We start from the raw sequence: 16,800 nt of genomic DNA on the forward strand, positions 1-16,800 counted from the left end.
TAATTCAAATAAAAATACAAATAATTAAAAACAAATATTTATAAATTTTTAAAATAAGGTTGTTTGATTCTACTACTTTTGATAAAATGAGTGTAGGATAAAATTACCCGGTGGGGCAATTTTTGACCTAGATAGAAATATAGATTTTAAAAAGGTCTATTAATCTAATAATAGGGAGGAGAAAAAGAATATGATGTATTCAACAGAAGTTCAAGAAATGTGTGTAATCGCTAAAGGTCCTAACCATGGTCCAGCACCAATTCCTGTAGAAGGGAAATGGGTTCTAGCAAAAGAAGTAAAAGATATATCAGGTTTAACTCATGGAGTGGGCTGGTGTGCACCTCAACAAGGAGCTTGTAAACTTACTTTAAATGTTAAAGATGGTATAATAGAAGAGGCATTAGTAGAAACAATAGGATGTTCAGGTATGACTCACTCTGCTGCTATGGCTTCAGAAATATTACCAGGAAAAACTATATTAGAAGCATTAAACACAGACTTAGTTTGTGATGCTATAAACACTGCAATGAGAGAATTATTCTTACAAATAGTATACGGAAGATCTCAAACTGCATTCTCAGAAGGAGGATTACCAATCGGAGCTGGTCTTGAAGACTTAGGAAAAGGGTTAAGATCACAAGTTGGTACTATGTACGGAACTCTTGCTAAAGGACCAAGATACCTTGAAATGGCTGAAGGTTACGTAACAAAAATTGCTTTAGATGAAGATAATGAAATCATTGGATATAAGTTTGTACACTTAGGAAAAATGATGGAGTTCGTTGCTAAAGGAATGAGCGCTAACGAAGCTATGGAAAAAGCATCTGGACAATACGGAAGAGTTGCTGATGCTGCTAGATTAGTAGATCCAAGACACGAATAATTAAATTGAGATTGTAAGGAGGAATTTTATCATGGCATTATTTGAAAGTTATGAAAGAAGAATAGATCAAATCGTTCCTGTTCTTAAGAAATATGGGATGGAAAAAATAGAAGATGCTAAAGCTGTATGTGCTGAAGCAGGGATTGACCCATACACTATAGTTAAAGAAACTCAACCAATCGCATTTGAAAATGCTGGATGGGCTTATACTTTAGGTGCTGCTATAGCAATTAAAAAAGGATGTAAAAAAGCTGCTGATGCTGCAGAAGCAATCGGAGAAGGATTACAAGCATTCTGTATCCCAGGTTCAGTTGCTGATGACAGAAAAGTTGGTTTAGGACACGGAAACTTAGGAGCAATGCTTTTAAGAGAAGAAACTAAATGTTTCGCATTCTTAGCTGGACACGAAAGTTTCGCTGCTGCTGAAGGAGCTATCAAAATAGCTGAAAAAGCAAACAAAGTTAGAAAAGAGCCATTAAGAGTAATCTTAAACGGTCTTGGAAAAGATGCTGCTCAAATAATATCAAGAATCAATGGATTCACTTATGTTCAAACTGAGTTTGATTTCTATACTTCAGAATTAAAAGTAGTTAAAGAAAAAGCTTACTCAAACGGAGAAAGAGCTAAAGTAAGATGTTATGGAGCTAATGACGTTAGAGAAGGTGTTGCTATAATGCACGCTGAAGGAGTTGACGTATCAATCACTGGTAACTCAACTAACCCAACAAGATTCCAACACCCAGTTGCTGGAACATACAAAAAAGAATGTTTCAACGAAGGTAAGAAATACTTCTCAGTTGCATCAGGTGGTGGAACAGGAAGAACTCTTCACCCAGATAACATGGCTGCTGGACCAGCTTCATACGGTATGACAGATACTATGGGAAGAATGCACTCAGATGCACAATTCGCAGGATCATCATCAGTTCCAGCTCACGTTGAAATGATGGGTCTTATCGGAATGGGGAATAACCCAATGGTAGGAGCTACTGTTGCAGTTGCAGTTGCTATCGAAGAAGCAATGAACAAATAATCTATATTGAATAAAACTTTTATAGTTTAAATATAGTAACCTTGTATATACTATTAGTGTATACAAGGTATTTTTTTATATGATTTTTAGGAGGAAAATATATGACTTCATCTGCTTTAACAAGTATTATTCCCGATTTGGTATTGATAGCTATATTAACAGGAATAAATGCTTTCTTTTCATCAGCTGAAATGGCAATAGTTTCAGTTAATAAAACAAAAATTAAATTGTTAAGTGAAGAAGGCGATAAGAGAGCAAAGCTTTTAGAAAAATTAATGAATGAACCAAGTAGTTTTTTAGCTACTATACAAGTAGGAATAACTTTTGCAAGTTTCTTCTCTAGTGCATCAGCAGCTACAGGAGTATCAGCAGAAATATCTAAAATATTAAGTAGATATAATATTCCATATATAAATCAGATTTCTTTAATTGGAGTTACAATTATATTGTCTTATATTACATTAGTTTTTGGTGAATTAGTACCAAAGAGAATTGCTTTAAAAAAATCAGAAAAAAAAGCTCTTTCATCTGCTAGAATTATTTATTTTGTTTCTGTAATTGCAAAACCATTTATAAAAATTCTTTCTTTTTCAGCTTTAGTTGTTTTAAAGCTAACAAAAAATGATGAAGAGGGTATTGAAGAAAAAGTTTCTGAAGAGGAAATAAGAGCCATGCTTTCAGAAGGTGAAGAATATGGAACAATAAAGGAAGAAGAAAGAGAAATGATAGATAGTGTTTTTGAGTTTAATGACATTATGGCAAAAGAAATAATGACTTCAAGAAAAGACACTTATATGATAAATATTGAAGATACATATGAAGAATATATGGAGCAAATTTTTAATCTCCAATATTCTAGAATTCCTGTATATGAAGGAAAAATAGATAATATAATAGGCATACTTTACTTAAAAGATTTTTTAGTTGAAGCTAAAAGAGTTGGATTTGATAATATAGATATAAGAAAAATACTTCAAGCACCTAAATTTATTCCGGAAAATAAAAGAACAAATGAACTTTTCAAAGAACTTAAAAAAACTAGAAATCATATGGCTATACTTATAGATGAATATGGAGGTTTTTCAGGAATAGTTACTATGGAAGATTTGATTGAAGAAATAATGGGTGATATTGAAGATGAATATGATTTAGAAGAACCTAATATACGAAAAATAGATGAAAAAAATTATATAGTTAAAGGTACATATACTATTCATGAGTTTAATGAATTTTTTGATGTAGAGTTAGAAGAAGGAGATTATGATACTATAAATGGATTTATGATAACAAAAATAGGAGAAATTCCTGATTATGATAAAGAAGTAGTATTAGATATGGATTCATTTATTTTAGAAGCTATAGAAATTAAAGAAAGAAGAATAGAAAAAGTAAAAGTTACAATTAAATAAAAAACTATTACAAATCCGTATAATTAGTTGGTATATACATATATAATATACGGATTTTTTAAATTTCTAGTAAATATTCTAAATAAAATTAGAAAAAATATTCGGATAAGTGTAGAAATATGAAGAAAAATAGTTTATTATAGATTAGTACTAAATTTGAAAGAGTGATATGATGAAAAAATTTTTTAGAAAAGATGGATTATTAGATAACTATTTTGAAATTACTAAGAATGGTTCTAATACTAAAACTGAAATATTAGCTGGGGTAACTACTTTTATGACAATGGCTTATATTTTAATAGTAAATCCAGCAATACTTTCAGAAGCGGGAATGAATAGTGGAGCAGTATTTACTTCAACAGCTGTTTCTGCAGTTATAGCAACTTTAATTATGGGATTTTATGCAAAATTACCATTTGCTCAGGCACCAGGAATGGGATTAAATGCATTTTTTGCTTACACTATAGTTTTACAAATGGGATATTCATATGAATTTGCTTTAACAGCTGTTTTCATAGAAGGAATAATATTTATCCTTTTAACTTTATTTAACGTAAGAGAAGCTATAGTTAATTCAATACCTGATTGTATAAAAAAAGGAATATCAGTAGGGATTGGATTATTTATAGCACTTCTTGGACTTGAAGGAGCAGGAATAGTTGTTCATCCAAAAGATGGTGGAACAATTCTTGCCTTAGGAAATGTGGTTAAAGGACCTGGACTTTTAGCTATTATTGGATTATTAATAACAGGAATTCTTTTAGCAAGAAGAATAAAAGGAGCATTATTTATTGGAATGCTTTTAACAGCCATAATAGGAATTCCTTTTGGTATTACTAAAGTTCCTACAGCTATAGTTAGTACACCACCTTCAATTACACATAGCTTATTTAATTTTCAATGGCATGATGTATTATCAATGAATATGGTAGTTGTACTATTTACTTTATTATTTATGGATTTATTTGATACAATAGGAACTCTTGTTGGAGTTGCTACAAAAGCTAAAATGATTGATGAAAATGGACGAGTACCAAATATTAAAAAGGCACTTTTATCAGATGCTATTGGAACAACAATCGGAGCATGTCTTGGAACAAGTACTGTAAGTACTTTTGTAGAAAGTGCATCAGGAGTAGCAGAAGGTGGAAGAACTGGATTAACAGCAGTTACTACAGGAATTATGTTTATAATTTCATTATTTTTCTTCCCTATATTTGGTGTTATAACTTCAGCAGTTACTGCTTCAACATTAATATTAGTTGGTCTTTTTATGATTGAACCAATCAGAGAAATAAACTTAGAAGATTTTACAGAATCAATTCCAGCTTTTTTAACTATAATAATGATGCCTTTTTCATATAGTATTTCAGATGGAATAATATTTGGAGTTATATCATATATAGTTTTAAAAGTAGGGACTGGAAAAGCGAAACAAGTTACGCTCACAACTGTAATAATTGGAGTTATTTTTATTCTGAAATTTTTTATAAAATAGATGTGAATAAACACAAAATCTGTAAAGATTTTGTGTTTATTATTTTTTTAATAAGTAATAAAATGATCAGAGTTAATATAATGATAAAAAGAATAGGGGTAAATTAAAAAAATTAAGATATAATTCGAATAAAATTTAAAATAAGCAAAAATAATTTATATATTAACAAAATGTTGCTGAATTGTGTAGAAATTGATAAAATAATATTAAGGATAAATGAATATATACAAAAGAAAGTGGGACAAATAAATGATAGACAATGAAGAAAAGAAATTAAGATGGTATAATTTGGCATTCATGGCTTTCGTAATGGTATTTGGTTTTGGTAATGTTGTTAACAATTTTGCGAATCAAGGATTAGAAGTTATAGTATCATGGATTCTTATATTAGCATTATATTTTATACCATATGCGTTAATGGTTGGAGAGCTTGGTTCTGTATTTAAAGATAGTAAAGCAGGAGTAAGTAGTTGGATAGGGAATACAATGGGAAGAAGACTTGCATATTTTGCAGGATGGACATACTGGGTTGTACATATTCCTTATTTAGCACAAAAGCCACAATATGTTTTAGTTGCTTTAGGATGGGTATTTAAAGGTGATGGTACATTCTATAGTAGTATGAATCCTTTAGTTGCCCAATTAATATCTTTAGCAATATTCTTATTATTCTTATGGATTGCTTCAAGAGGAATGAATTCATTAAAGAAGATTGGAACAATAGCAGGAACAGCTACTTTTGTAATGGGTATTTTATATATACTATTAATGCTTGGAGCACCTTTTATAAGAGGAATACATCCAGCAACTACTGATGTTTCTGTTCATACAGTTATGCCTAAGTTTAACTTTATGTACTTAACAACTATTTCAATGCTTGTATTTGCAGTAGGTGGTTCAGAAAAAATTTCACCATATGTAAATAATACAAAAAATCCTAGTAAAGAATTCCCATTAGGAATGATTTTATTAGCTATAATGGTTGGAGTAACTGCAATATTAGGTTCAGTTGCAATGGGAATGATGTTTGATGCAAATAATATTCCAAAAGATCTTATGATGAATGGGCAATATTACGCATTTAAATTATTAGGTCAATATTATGGTGTTGGAAATGTACTTATGATAATTTATGCAATAGCAAATGTTCTTGCACAAGTTTCAGCATTAATATTCTCAATTGATGCTCCTCTAAAAGTTTTACTTGCAGATACAGATGATGAGTTTGTACCAAAAGGATTAACTGTAGTAAATAAACATGGAGCACCTATAAGAGGTTACTTAATGACAGCTATATTAGTTGGTATATTAATAATAGTTCCAGCTTTAGGAATTGGAAATATGAATGAATTATTCAATTGGTTATTAAGACTTAATGCAGTAGTTATGCCACTTAGATATTTATGGGTATTCTTAGCATATATTGCTATTAAGAAGGCTGTTGGAAAATATGATTCACAATATAAATTTATTAAAAATCATACTATAGGATTAATAGTTGGTGTTTGGTGTTTCGCATTTACAGCATTTGCATGTATATTTGGAATGGTTCCTTCTGGAATACCAGTGTATACTTCAGGATGGTGGTTCCAACTTATATTAAATGTAATAACACCATTTATATTAATTGGGCTTGGTTTTATACTTCCAATTATAGCAAGAAGAAAAAAGAAAAGAGCTTAATTAAAGTTATAATAAAAAGTTTTACAATTAGTAAATATAGTAGAGTTAAAACTACTAAAAAGTCCTTTTTCAAATTGAAAAAGGACTTATTTTAATTATTATTAAAATAAATTTATTTTTATTGACAAAATTTATATATAGGTGTAATATGTATAAAACAAAAGAGTTATACAATAACTTTAATGAAGGTATTAAATATAATAAAAGATTAGATGTTTTGAATAGAACTTTATTTTATTGTATAATAATAATATATTACATAATAAAGGAATGAGAATATGAATAAGAACTTTAAAGGAGCTTTATACGCTGTAATTACAATATTGATAATTATTCTAATTGTTAGATTTTTAATAAGATTACTTCCATATTTTTTAGTAATTGGATTTATAGTATGGCTTATTTTTAAATTTAAAAAGAAGACTAATAAGACAAGTGAATATAGAGAAGAAAATTATTATAATAAAGATAGCTACAATAATCAAACTTATTCCAATGTAGACTCTTATGAAGAAGATGAAGATTTTGATACAAGTAATGCTATTGATGTTGATTATGAAGATGTAGATAATAAATAAGATTATCTTTTATATTAAAAAGGTGAATAGAGAAATTAGTCTATTCACCTTTATTCATATTTTAGAATATTAGGAGGGACATATGAACTTTAGAAAGCTTAGAATATTTTATGAAACAGCAATGGAACTTAATATGACAAAAGTAGGAAAGAAATTATATATTAGTCAACCTTCAGTTAGTCAAGCAATTCAGGAGCTAGAAGCTGAATTAGATGTTAAGTTATTTGATAGAATAGGAAAAAAAATAAAACTTACTAATGAAGGTGAGGTTTATTTAAATTATGTAAGAAGAATACTTAATATTTATGAAGAAGGTGTAGATAAAATAAAAAGTATAAGGGAAAGTAGGAGTGGAGAAATAAAGATTGGGGCAAGTACTACTATAGGAATTTATGTTTTGCCTAAAATAATAAAAAAATTTCATAATAAATATAATGATATAAAAATTTCTTTAATTATTGATAATACTGAAAATATTGAAAATTTAATTTTAAAAAATGAAATTGATTTTGCGTTTGTTGAAGGAAATGTTCATTCTGATGAAATTAATGTTGAAAAATTTTGGGAAGATAATCTTGTTTTCATATGTGAAAATAAAAGTAATATAGAAACAATAGAAGATGGTAAGAAATTATCTATAATAATGAGAGAAAAAGGTAGTGGAACTAGAGAAATAATAGAAAATAAATTGATTAAAGAGAATATACCATTTGATATATTTATGGAGCTTGGAAGCACAGAAGCTATTAAAAGAAGTGTAGAAAGTGGAATGGGAATAGGATGTGTTTCTGAAAGGTGTATAAAACGAGAATTAAAATATGGAATATTAAAGAAAATATCTGTTAAAGGAATAGATATAAGAAGGGACTTATTATTCATTTGTCATAGAGATAAATTTATAAATAATAATATGAGTATATTTATTAAGGAAGCTAAATTATATAAATAAAAAAGAGGTGCTTTAAGAAGCATCTCTTTTTGTATATATATAATATTTAAAGCTCTACGCTTTCAAAGGAGTGTAGAGTTTATTTAATTTAAAAGTCTATTTTGTAAATTTAGCTTTTGGTATATTAAAGAAAAAATTAAATATAAAGTTGTAGAATACAAAAGCTATTATTGCTGTAGTAACAAAAAACTCTATTCCGGCTATTCCCTTAACTATATTTGCATAAGTTGTATATCCAAATTTAACTAGATATTCATTAACCTTTACAGAAGCTACAAGGGATATAGCCAATGGGAAGGTAAGAGCTGCAAAAGTTGGATTGAACTTTATAGAGAAAAACTTAGGACAGTTTATATAATCATATAAAGTTGCAAGTAAAGTTAATCCAAAGAAAAAGCTTACTATGTATATATTAGGGTTTTTATATAATGTTATATAACTAATTGTACAAAGTGATCCAGGTGCAGCAAATATTGCAATTAAAGGGTACTGGTTATCTGGAACTTCTACGGTACAAAGTCTATAAATTACCACAGGTAAGTATGTTAAAAATGACATTACTACAAAATAAAAAACTGGTTTTACTAATTTAGTAGCGTGCATTGGTACACTTGTAGTACAAGATACTGAAATACCAACAAGTAAAACATACCAACAAGGTAATACTGTATTTATATCAAATTTTATAATTACGTGTCTTATTAAAAAGAAAACTACAAAAAAGACATTAAGTAAAAGTCCAAACATCCAAATACTATGTCCTAATGAATAATTAAATTTTAAAAAGTAAACACCTATATTCATTAAAAGCATTGTTGATGTAGGATATAATGCCATTAAAATAGTATTGTTCATTTCGCTCCAAACTGTTTTTGGATGACGAATTACCTTAGCTAAAGCTACAATTAAAGCTAAGCAACCTATGTATACAAATATGCTTTGTATAATTGGAAAACCATGTTTAGCAAAAACACTGGATAAGCTAACGGCTCCAAGACATGTCCCAACAAATCCGATAGGATAGTCTTTTAATTCAATGTTAAAAAATCCATTTTTCAAAAGAAATCACCTCATATTAAAGTATATTAATTAAATAAAGAATAAATAGTGAAAATACAAAACCACACAAGGCTAATATTTTAACAGTTCCACTAGCTTTAGGTCTTTTTGAGATAGAATCCAAAAAAAACACATCCTTTCTTTAATAAGCTTGTGATAATTATAACAATTTTAAGAAGGTTTATAATGTGATGATTATCACACTTGTTTACAAAATGTATAAGAAATTTAAATAAAATGTGATTTATATCACATTTAATGGATATTAAAGATAGTAATATTAAGATAACGTTTATTAAAATTTAAACAATATAAATTATGATTATTAAATAAACTAATTATTTTTTTGGTTATTTTATAATTTAAATAAAATTTGTAAATTAAATTATATAATGATAAAATTGTTAGGATATGATGTAAAAAAATTAATAAATAATTTTTATAAAGTAATATAGAATTTTGGTAATTTGAGAGGTTTTATTTGCTAAATATTTAAATATATCTATTTTATAAACGTATAACAATAAAATAAATAAGAAATAAAGCTGTATTATATTAGGTTATGTAATACAGCTTTATTAAAAATAGGAGGGAAGTTAATGATTTCTTTAGAAGAGGCAAAAAAAATAATTTTAGATAATATAAAGGAAAAGGATTCAGAAGAAGTTTTTTTATATGAAGCTTTAAATAGGACTTTATATGATGATGTAATTTCACCAATAAATAATCCTCCTTTTCCAAAATCACCTTTAGATGGGTATGCTTTAAATGGGGAAGAATTAGAAGATTTAATTGATTATAAAGAGTTTGAAGTTATAGATAAAATATTTGCAGGAATGGTATCTAAAAAAAATGTAGGTAAAGGTCAATGTATAAGAATAATGACTGGAGCAAAAATTCCAAATGGATGTAATTGTGTTGTAAGGCAAGAAGATACAGAAGAAAAAGATGGGGTTGTTAAAATATTCAAAAAACATAAAGCTTTTGATAATTATATTTATGAAGGTGAAGATTTTAAAAAAGATGATATAATTTTAAAGGGAGGAACAAAATTAAAAGCTTCAGAAATAATGGCAATATCATCTCTTGGAATTGAAAAAGTCAAAGTTTATAAAAGACCTGTTGTTGGAATTATAAATACTGGAGACGAAATTCAAAATTCAGGAGAAGCATTAAAGGAAGGAAAAGTATATAATTGCAATGGTCCATTTTTAGCTTCAAGAATAAATGAGTTAAATATTATAGCAAAGCTTAATGATAATCTTTTAGATAATGAAGAAAGCTTAAAGAATGGAATAGAAAATTTAGAAAAAGAAACAGATATCATAATTTCTACTGGAGGAGTATCTGTTGGAGAAAAAGATATAGTACAAAAAGTTGTTAAAGATTTAGGGTATGAGATTTTATTTTGGAAGGTAAATATAAAGCCGGGTTCTCCACTTTTTGTGGGTAAAAAAGGAGAAAAATTATATATAGGACTTTCAGGAACACCAGTTGCAAGTGCAACAACTTTTGAACTTCTTTGTCGTGATGCTTTATTGAAAATGATAAATTGTACTGAAGATATGTTAAAAGAGCATAAAGGTATCTTATTAGAAGATTTTAAGAAGAAAAGTAAAAAAAGAAGATTTTTAAGAGTAAATATAGATAATAATGATAATGTTACAATTAATAATATTTATCAAAGTCCTGGGCAAGTTCACACTATGATAAATAGTAACGCAATTTTAGAAGTAAAGGAAAATGAAACATTAGAAGCAGGGACTAAAGTTTCAGTTTTAATTTAGTTATGATTAAATGTTCAGCAATAATATTAGCAGGTGGAAAAAGCAGTAGAATGAATTATAATCCAAAAGGATTGTTAAAATTTAAAGATAAAAAATTTATAGATAGAGAAATTGAAGCATTAAAGGATTTTAGTGAAATAATAATATCTTCTAATGATGAGAGGATAAATAATGAATATAAAAGTTTCCATATTATAAAGGATATAATAAAAGATATTGGGCCAATGGGAGGTTTTTATTCTTGTTTAAATGAGATAAAGGAAGAAAAAAGTATTATTGTTTCATGTGATATGCCATTTTTAAATAGAGATATTTTAAATAAATTAGGAAGTATAAATTTTGAAGAAGATTGCTTAATTCCACTTGTTAATGGAGAAATAGAGCCTTTTTGTGGAATTTATAAAAAGAAAATTTTAGAAGATATTAGAAAAAATATAGACGATGGAAATTATAGTCTAAGAAGATTTATAAAAACATTAAATGTAAAGTTTATTTGTATAGAAGACAATAATAATTTTATAAATATAAATACTGTAGAAGATTATAATAATTTACTGAAAGAGGATAAATAAATGGCAAATGTAATAAATGTAGTAGGAGAATGTTCTAATGTAGGTAAAACTACTCTTATAGTTGGAATAATAAAAGAATTGAAGTCTAGAGGATTTAGTGTAGGAACTATAAAACATCATAGCCATAAGTTAGATTTAGACAAAAAAGGTAAAGATACATATAAACATAGAGAGGCAGGAGCAGAAGAAGTTTGTATAACTTCAGAAGGAAGAACAGCAATATTTATTGAAAGAGAGCTCAATTTAGAAGAGGTAATTAGCTTATTTAAACATAAGGATTTTATAATAGTAGAAGGTTATAAAAATAGTAATTTAAAAAAAATTGAAGTATATAATTCAAAATTAAGTACTAAAATTATAACTAAAAAAGAAAATTTAATATGTGTAGCCTCAGATATAGAGCTTAATATAGATAACATAAAGGTTATAGATAGAAATGATTATAAAAAGTTAGCTGATATTATAATAGCCTTTAAGGAGGGAGTTGTTTAGATTATGTATACACTTGGAATAATAACTAGTAGTGACACAGGATATAAAGGAGGAAGAGAGGATTTAAGCGGAAAAGTAATTGAAGAGATTGGAAAAGAACATGGTTTTAAAGTAGAAAGATATGTAATGCTTCCTGATGAGAAGGAAATGTTAAAAGAAGAAATGATAAATATGAGTGATAATTTAAAATTAGAACTTGTATTAACAACAGGGGGAACTGGTTTTAGCAAGAGAGATATAACACCAGAAGCTACAAAAGAAGTTATAGAAAGAGAAGCATTAGGAATACCAGAGGCAATAAGAGCATATAGCTTAACTTTAACTAAGAGAGCAATGCTTTCAAGAGCAACAGCTGGTATAAGAGGTGAAACATTAATAATAAATATGCCAGGAAGTCCAAAGGCATGTAGAGAAATAATGGATTATATAATAGAAGATATAAAGCATGGAATAGACATAATGAAGGGAAGAACAGGAGAATGCGCAAGAAAATAAAACTACTTATTTCCATAATAGTATTAGGGGGCGCTGTTATGGGGCTAGTTGCATGTGGTGAAAAAAATGATAATAAAAAAGTAATCACAATGAGTGTTGCAGCTAGTTTAGAAGAGCCTATGAAAACAATACAAGGATTATTTTATGATAAAACTGGTATAGAGATTAAATTAAATGTAGGCGGTTCAGGAACATTAGAAAAACAAATATCTAATGGAGCAAAAGTTGATATGTTTTTCTCAGCAAATAAAGATAACACAGATAAATTAATAGATAAAGGATTTGTTTATGAAAATAAAAGCTATAATTTCCTAGAAAATTCTTTAGTAGTAATCGGCGGAAAAGATACAAAAAAATTAAATAATTTAAATGAGCTTAAAGATGCAAAAGGAAAGATAGCAATTGGAGAAATAAATACAGTACCAGCAGGTTCATATGCAAAAGAAGCACTAGAAAAAGCAAATTCATGGAACTTAGTAGATAATAAACTTGTTTATGCAAAAAGTGTAACAAGTGTAAAAAACTATGTTGAAAGTGGAGATGCTGAATATGGTTTTGTATATAAAACTGATGCTTATAAATTAAAAAATGGAAAAATAGTTTATGAAATAAATGATAATATGCATAAGAAAATAGAATATAATTTAGTTATTTTAAAGAATAGCGAAAATAAAAAAGATGATACATCCTTACTAGAATTTTTACAAAGCCCAGAAGCTAAAAAAGTATTTGAGCAATACGGATTTAAGGAAAATTAATTGATTTTAAATGCTTTTATAGTTTCTTTAAAGGTTGTATTTGTAGCAGTTTCAATAAGCCTTTTATTAGGTATCTTATTGAATTATGTATTAATTGAAAAAAGAAGTAGGGGGAAAAGCTTATTAGAAACTTTAATAATATTTCCTATGTTTTTACCGCCATCAGCTATAGGATATATAGTTCTTATAGTATTTGGCAAAAGTGGAGTAATAGGAGAGTTTCTTTCTGAAAGCTTTAATGTATCAGTGATATTTACTATAATTGGAGCAATTATAGTAGGAATAATTGTTTCATTGCCTATAATGTATCAAAGTATAAAAACTTCTCTTTTAGGAGTTGATATGGATATAAAATGGGCAGCTAGTGAGATGGGAGCTTCAAAAGCACAAATATATAGAAAAATAAGTTTGCCACTCAGTAAAAAAGGAATTTTAACTGGAGTAATACTTTCTATAGCTAGAGTATTTGGAGAATTTGGAGCTACTATACTTGTAGCAGGAAATATACCAGGAGAAACACAAACTGTTCCAATGGCAATGTATTATGCTATTGAAAATGATAATAGAGAGATTGCCACAATTATTTTAATTTGTATAGTTATAATATCTGTTGCTTTAACTTTATCTTATAATTTTATACTTAAAAGAATGAAATGAGGGATTAAAAGTGAAAAAAGTATATGTTAAAGATGCAATAGGAATGGTTCTTTGTCATGATATAACGAAGATAGTTCCAGGAGAATTTAAAGGAAGAGCCTTTAAAAAAGGGCATATAATAAGAGAAGAAGATATAGATGAACTTCTTTCAATAGGAAAAGAACATATTTATGTTTGGGAAGCAGAAGAAGGTATGTTACATGAAAATGATGCAGCAGAAAGAATAAAAAATTTAGTATGCGGTGAAGGAATAAAATTTGGAGAAATAAAAGAAGGAAAAATAAATTTTATAGCAGAAAGAAATGGACTTCTAAAGATAAATAAAGAAAAGCTTTTAGACATAAATGATTTAGGAGAAATAATAATAGCGACAATTCATAATAATACTCCAGTTAAAGAAGGAGAATTATTAGGGGGAACTAGAGTTATTCCTCTTGTTATAGATGAAAAGAAAATAATAGAAGCAGAAAATCTTATAAATGAAAAGATAATAGAAGTAAAAGAAATAAAAGGAAAGAAAGTTCACATGATAACTACTGGAAGCGAAGTTTTTCATGGAAGAATAAAAGATGCTTTTGGACCAGCAGTTAAAAGAAAAGTAGAATATTATGGTTGTGAATTAGTAAATCAAGCAATTGTAGATGATAAAAAAGAAGATATAATAAGAGAAATACATAAAGCTTTGGATGCTGGAGCAGAATTTATAGTTTGTACAGGAGGAATGTCAGTAGATCCAGATGATATAACTCCAACAGCAATAAAAGAATGTGGAGCAGAACTAGTAACATATGGTGCACCAGTTCTTCCAGGAGCTATGTTTCTTTTAGCTTATTATGGAGATATACCAATAGTAGGTCTTCCAGGCTGTGTAATGTATTCAAAAAGAACAATATTTGATATAGTTCTTCCTAGAATATTAGCAGATGAAAAATTAAAAAGAAGAGATATTAGTGAGCTTGGACATGGAGGTCAATGTTTAGATTGTAAGGTTTGTACATTCCCACATTGTTCATTTGGAAAGGGTGTTTAATTTGGAAGGTAAATTTACTCATTTTGATAATGAGGGCAATGCTGTAATGGTTGATGTTACAGATAAAAAAGAAACTAAAAGAGTTGCAATAGCAACAGGAAAAGTAAATGTAAGTAAGGAAACTTTAGAATTAATAAAAGAAGGTAAAATAGGAAAAGGAGATGTTCTAGGAGTAGCTAGAGTTGCTGGGATTATGGGAATGAAAAGAACATCAGATTTAATTCCTATGTGCCATCCAATAATGATCAATGGTTGTTCAATAAATTTTGAAATAGATGATGAAAATAATTCTATTATAATAGAAGGAATGGCTAAAATAAGTGAAAAAACAGGTGTTGAAATGGAAGCCTTAACAGGAGTTACTATAGCAGCATTAACTATTTATGATATGTGTAAAGCTGTAGATAAAAGAATAACAATTTCAGATGTACACTTAAAAAGTAAAACAGGTGGAAAAAGTGGAGACTTTTTTTACTAATAAGAGGTGAATTTTTTGAAAGATAAGTATGGTAGAACAGTAGATTATATAAGAATATCACTTACAGATAAATGTAATTTAAGATGTATTTACTGTATGCCTAGTGATGGAAATAGTTTTTTTGAAAAAGAAGAAAATTTAAATAATGATGAAATATATAAAATAGTTAAAGAAAGTGCTAAACTTGGAATAAGAAAAGTTAGATTGACAGGTGGAGAACCATTAGTTAGAAAAGATATAAATGAGCTAATAGAGAAAATATATTCAATAGATGGAATTGAAGAGATAGCATTAACTACTAATGGTATGCTTTTAGAAGAAAGATTAGAATTCTTACATAGTCATGGAGTAAAAAGTTTAAATATAAGTTTAGATACTTTAAATGAAGAAAAGTTTAAGTATATAACTCGTGGAGGAGATATACATAAAGTATTTAGAAGTATAGAAAAAGGTTTAAAATTAGGCATAAAAATAAAAATAAATACTGTTGTTATAGAAGATATAAATAAAAATGAGATTATAGATTTAATAAATTTTACTAAAGATAGAGATATTTCATTGAGATTTATAGAGCTTATGCCAATAGGAGAAGGTAAAAAATTCAAAGGTGTTTCTAATGAAGAAATAATTAAAATTATAGAAGATAATAATTTAGAAACTGTAATTTTAGAAAGAAATAAAAAAGATGGTCCTGCAAAATATATAAAAATAAAAGATTATAAAGGGAAAATTGGATTCATAAGTGCAATGAGTAACTGTTTTTGTGAGGACTGTAATAGAATAAGAATTACTACTGATGGAATGCTTAAAAAATGTTTAAATTGGAAAAGCGATATAAATTTAAAAAAAGTTATTAGAGAAGGTAAAGAAGAAAAACTATTAGAAACAATAAAAAATGGAATCTACAATAAACCTAAAATGTATTTATTTAACAAACAAGATGCTAATGAAGAAAATAGAAATATGAACGAAATTGGAGGATAGTATGGGAAAAATAGTAGCAATATGCAAAAGTGAAAAAAAAGGAACAGCTAAGAAAAGAATAGATGAAATAAATTTAATTGAAAACTTTGGCTTAGAAGGAGATGCCCATGGTGGAAATTGGCATAGACAAGTTAGCTTATTAGATGTTCAAAAAATAAATGACTTCAATAAAGAAGGCGGAAATGTAGTTTTTGGAGATTTTGGAGAAAATCTTGTTATAGAAGGAATAGAAGTAGATAAATTACCAATTGGACAAAAGCTACAAGTAGGTGATGCTATTTTAGAAGTAACTCAAATAGGAAAAAAATGCCACAATGAATGTGAAATTTTCCATAGAGTAGGAAGATGTATAATGCCAGTGTATGGAACTTTTGCACGTGTTATAAAAAGTGGACATATAGAAGAAGGCCTAGATATTGAATTAATAAAATAAAATATATAAAATTGAAAAAAAT

The 16,800-nt window shown here is 27.6% G+C and carries 18 protein-coding genes; 17 read left to right on the forward strand and 1 reads right to left on the reverse strand.

The genetic code is table 11. The features are described 5' to 3' along the window. Nucleotides 1-190 precede the first annotated feature (190 nt). The 7 genes from CLTHE_RS02815 to CLTHE_RS02845 all read left to right on the forward strand — a co-directional run bounded on the left by CLTHE_RS02815 (nt 191) and on the right by CLTHE_RS02845 (nt 8,033). A complete protein-coding gene (locus CLTHE_RS02815; RefSeq protein ID WP_002597079.1) occupies nt 191-883 on the forward strand; it encodes an iron-sulfur cluster assembly scaffold protein in 693 nt (230 codons plus the stop codon). Between the two features lie 31 nt (nt 884-914). Then, nucleotides 915-1,916: a GGGtGRT protein gene (locus tag CLTHE_RS02820; protein ID WP_080021898.1), complete on the forward strand. Its 1,002-nt coding sequence runs from the start codon at nt 915-917 to the stop codon at nt 1,914-1,916. Nucleotides 1,917-2,017: 101 nt separating this feature from the next. Then, nucleotides 2,018-3,325: a hemolysin family protein gene (locus CLTHE_RS02825; RefSeq protein WP_080021899.1), complete on the forward strand. Its 1,308-nt coding sequence runs from the start codon at nt 2,018-2,020 to the stop codon at nt 3,323-3,325. Nucleotides 3,326-3,497: 172 nt separating this feature from the next. Beyond that, nucleotides 3,498-4,823 (forward strand): NCS2 family permease, encoded by a 1,326-nt coding sequence (locus tag CLTHE_RS02830; protein WP_080021900.1) that lies wholly within the window; start codon nt 3,498-3,500, stop codon nt 4,821-4,823. 249 nt (nt 4,824-5,072) lie between these two features. Then, nucleotides 5,073-6,506, forward strand: coding sequence for an amino acid permease (locus CLTHE_RS02835; RefSeq protein ID WP_080021901.1), 1,434 nt, complete (start codon nt 5,073-5,075; stop codon nt 6,504-6,506). Nucleotides 6,507-6,784: 278 nt separating this feature from the next. Continuing rightward, on the forward strand, nt 6,785-7,084 hold the full coding sequence (locus CLTHE_RS02840; protein WP_080021902.1) for a hypothetical protein: 300 nt from the start codon (nt 6,785-6,787) through the stop codon (nt 7,082-7,084). An 82-nt stretch (nt 7,085-7,166) separates the two neighbouring features. After that, the gene (locus CLTHE_RS02845) at nt 7,167-8,033 is read left to right on the forward strand and encodes a LysR family transcriptional regulator (protein ID WP_080021903.1); all 867 of its coding nucleotides are present in this window, start codon (nt 7,167-7,169) and stop codon (nt 8,031-8,033) included. A gap of 96 nt (nt 8,034-8,129) precedes the next feature. On the opposite strand, the gene CLTHE_RS02850 is transcribed toward CLTHE_RS02845, so the two are convergent. Further along, a complete protein-coding gene (locus tag CLTHE_RS02850) occupies nt 8,130-9,092 on the reverse strand; it encodes a TDT family transporter (protein ID WP_080021904.1) in 963 nt (320 codons plus the stop codon). Nucleotides 9,093-9,691: 599 nt separating this feature from the next. Between CLTHE_RS02850 and CLTHE_RS02855 the strand changes: the two genes are divergently transcribed. From CLTHE_RS02855 to CLTHE_RS02900, 10 genes are read left to right on the forward strand one after another with little or no spacing between them, the layout of a single operon-like run. Beyond that, nucleotides 9,692-10,879, forward strand: a complete 1,188-nt coding sequence (locus CLTHE_RS02855; protein ID WP_080021905.1) for a molybdopterin molybdotransferase MoeA — start codon at nt 9,692-9,694, stop codon at nt 10,877-10,879. A gap of 2 nt (nt 10,880-10,881) precedes the next feature. After that, nucleotides 10,882-11,451, forward strand: a complete 570-nt coding sequence (locus CLTHE_RS02860) for a molybdenum cofactor guanylyltransferase (RefSeq protein ID WP_080021906.1) — start codon at nt 10,882-10,884, stop codon at nt 11,449-11,451. After that, nucleotides 11,452-11,943, forward strand: coding sequence for a molybdopterin-guanine dinucleotide biosynthesis protein B (gene mobB, locus CLTHE_RS02865; RefSeq protein ID WP_080021907.1), 492 nt, complete (start codon nt 11,452-11,454; stop codon nt 11,941-11,943). A gap of 3 nt (nt 11,944-11,946) precedes the next feature. Further along, nucleotides 11,947-12,438 (forward strand): MogA/MoaB family molybdenum cofactor biosynthesis protein, encoded by a 492-nt coding sequence (locus tag CLTHE_RS02870; RefSeq protein ID WP_002597091.1) that lies wholly within the window; start codon nt 11,947-11,949, stop codon nt 12,436-12,438. 38 nt (nt 12,439-12,476) lie between these two features. Continuing rightward, nucleotides 12,477-13,196, forward strand: a complete 720-nt coding sequence (gene modA, locus CLTHE_RS02875) for a molybdate ABC transporter substrate-binding protein (RefSeq protein WP_242945608.1) — start codon at nt 12,477-12,479, stop codon at nt 13,194-13,196. After that, nucleotides 13,197-13,853 (forward strand): molybdate ABC transporter permease subunit, encoded by a 657-nt coding sequence (gene modB / locus CLTHE_RS02880; RefSeq protein ID WP_080021909.1) that lies wholly within the window; start codon nt 13,197-13,199, stop codon nt 13,851-13,853. Between the two features lie 10 nt (nt 13,854-13,863). Next, nucleotides 13,864-14,883 carry a molybdopterin-binding protein gene (locus CLTHE_RS02885; protein WP_080021910.1) on the forward strand — a complete coding sequence of 340 codons (1,020 nt, stop codon included), beginning with the start codon at nt 13,864-13,866 and terminating at the stop codon, nt 14,881-14,883. Nucleotide 14,884: 1 nt separating this feature from the next. Continuing rightward, a complete protein-coding gene (moaC, locus tag CLTHE_RS02890) occupies nt 14,885-15,361 on the forward strand; it encodes a cyclic pyranopterin monophosphate synthase MoaC (RefSeq protein WP_080021911.1) in 477 nt (158 codons plus the stop codon). Nucleotides 15,362-15,376: 15 nt separating this feature from the next. Continuing rightward, nucleotides 15,377-16,345, forward strand: a complete 969-nt coding sequence (gene moaA, locus CLTHE_RS02895) for a GTP 3',8-cyclase MoaA (RefSeq protein ID WP_080021912.1) — start codon at nt 15,377-15,379, stop codon at nt 16,343-16,345. A 1-nt stretch (nt 16,346) separates the two neighbouring features. Next, nucleotides 16,347-16,778 carry an MOSC domain-containing protein gene (locus tag CLTHE_RS02900; protein ID WP_080021913.1) on the forward strand — a complete coding sequence of 144 codons (432 nt, stop codon included), beginning with the start codon at nt 16,347-16,349 and terminating at the stop codon, nt 16,776-16,778. The last annotated feature ends 22 nt before the right edge of the window (nt 16,779-16,800 follow it).

This window comes from Clostridium thermobutyricum DSM 4928 (assembly GCF_002050515.1).
Lineage (GTDB): Bacteria > Bacillota > Clostridia > Clostridiales > Clostridiaceae > Clostridium > Clostridium thermobutyricum.

Bases quoted from the DNA above. Each gene is read 5' to 3' on its own strand.
- CLTHE_RS02815 (WP_002597079.1), top strand. From the start codon at position 191: ATGATGTATTCAACAGAAGTTCAAGAAATGTGTGTAATCGCTAAAGGT.
- CLTHE_RS02820 (WP_080021898.1), top strand. From the start codon at position 915: ATGGCATTATTTGAAAGTTATGAAAGAAGAATAGATCAAATCGTTCCT.
- CLTHE_RS02825 (WP_080021899.1), top strand. From the start codon at position 2,018: ATGACTTCATCTGCTTTAACAAGTATTATTCCCGATTTGGTATTGATA.
- CLTHE_RS02830 (WP_080021900.1), top strand. From the start codon at position 3,498: ATGAAAAAATTTTTTAGAAAAGATGGATTATTAGATAACTATTTTGAA.
- CLTHE_RS02835 (WP_080021901.1), top strand. From the start codon at position 5,073: ATGATAGACAATGAAGAAAAGAAATTAAGATGGTATAATTTGGCATTC.
- CLTHE_RS02840 (WP_080021902.1), top strand. From the start codon at position 6,785: ATGAATAAGAACTTTAAAGGAGCTTTATACGCTGTAATTACAATATTG.
- CLTHE_RS02845 (WP_080021903.1), top strand. From the start codon at position 7,167: ATGAACTTTAGAAAGCTTAGAATATTTTATGAAACAGCAATGGAACTT.
- CLTHE_RS02855 (WP_080021905.1), top strand. From the start codon at position 9,692: ATGATTTCTTTAGAAGAGGCAAAAAAAATAATTTTAGATAATATAAAG.
- CLTHE_RS02860 (WP_080021906.1), top strand. From the start codon at position 10,882: ATGATTAAATGTTCAGCAATAATATTAGCAGGTGGAAAAAGCAGTAGA.
- mobB (WP_080021907.1), top strand. From the start codon at position 11,452: ATGGCAAATGTAATAAATGTAGTAGGAGAATGTTCTAATGTAGGTAAA.
- CLTHE_RS02870 (WP_002597091.1), top strand. From the start codon at position 11,947: ATGTATACACTTGGAATAATAACTAGTAGTGACACAGGATATAAAGGA.
- modA (WP_242945608.1), top strand. From the start codon at position 12,477: ATGGGGCTAGTTGCATGTGGTGAAAAAAATGATAATAAAAAAGTAATC.
- CLTHE_RS02900 (WP_080021913.1), top strand. From the start codon at position 16,347: ATGGGAAAAATAGTAGCAATATGCAAAAGTGAAAAAAAAGGAACAGCT.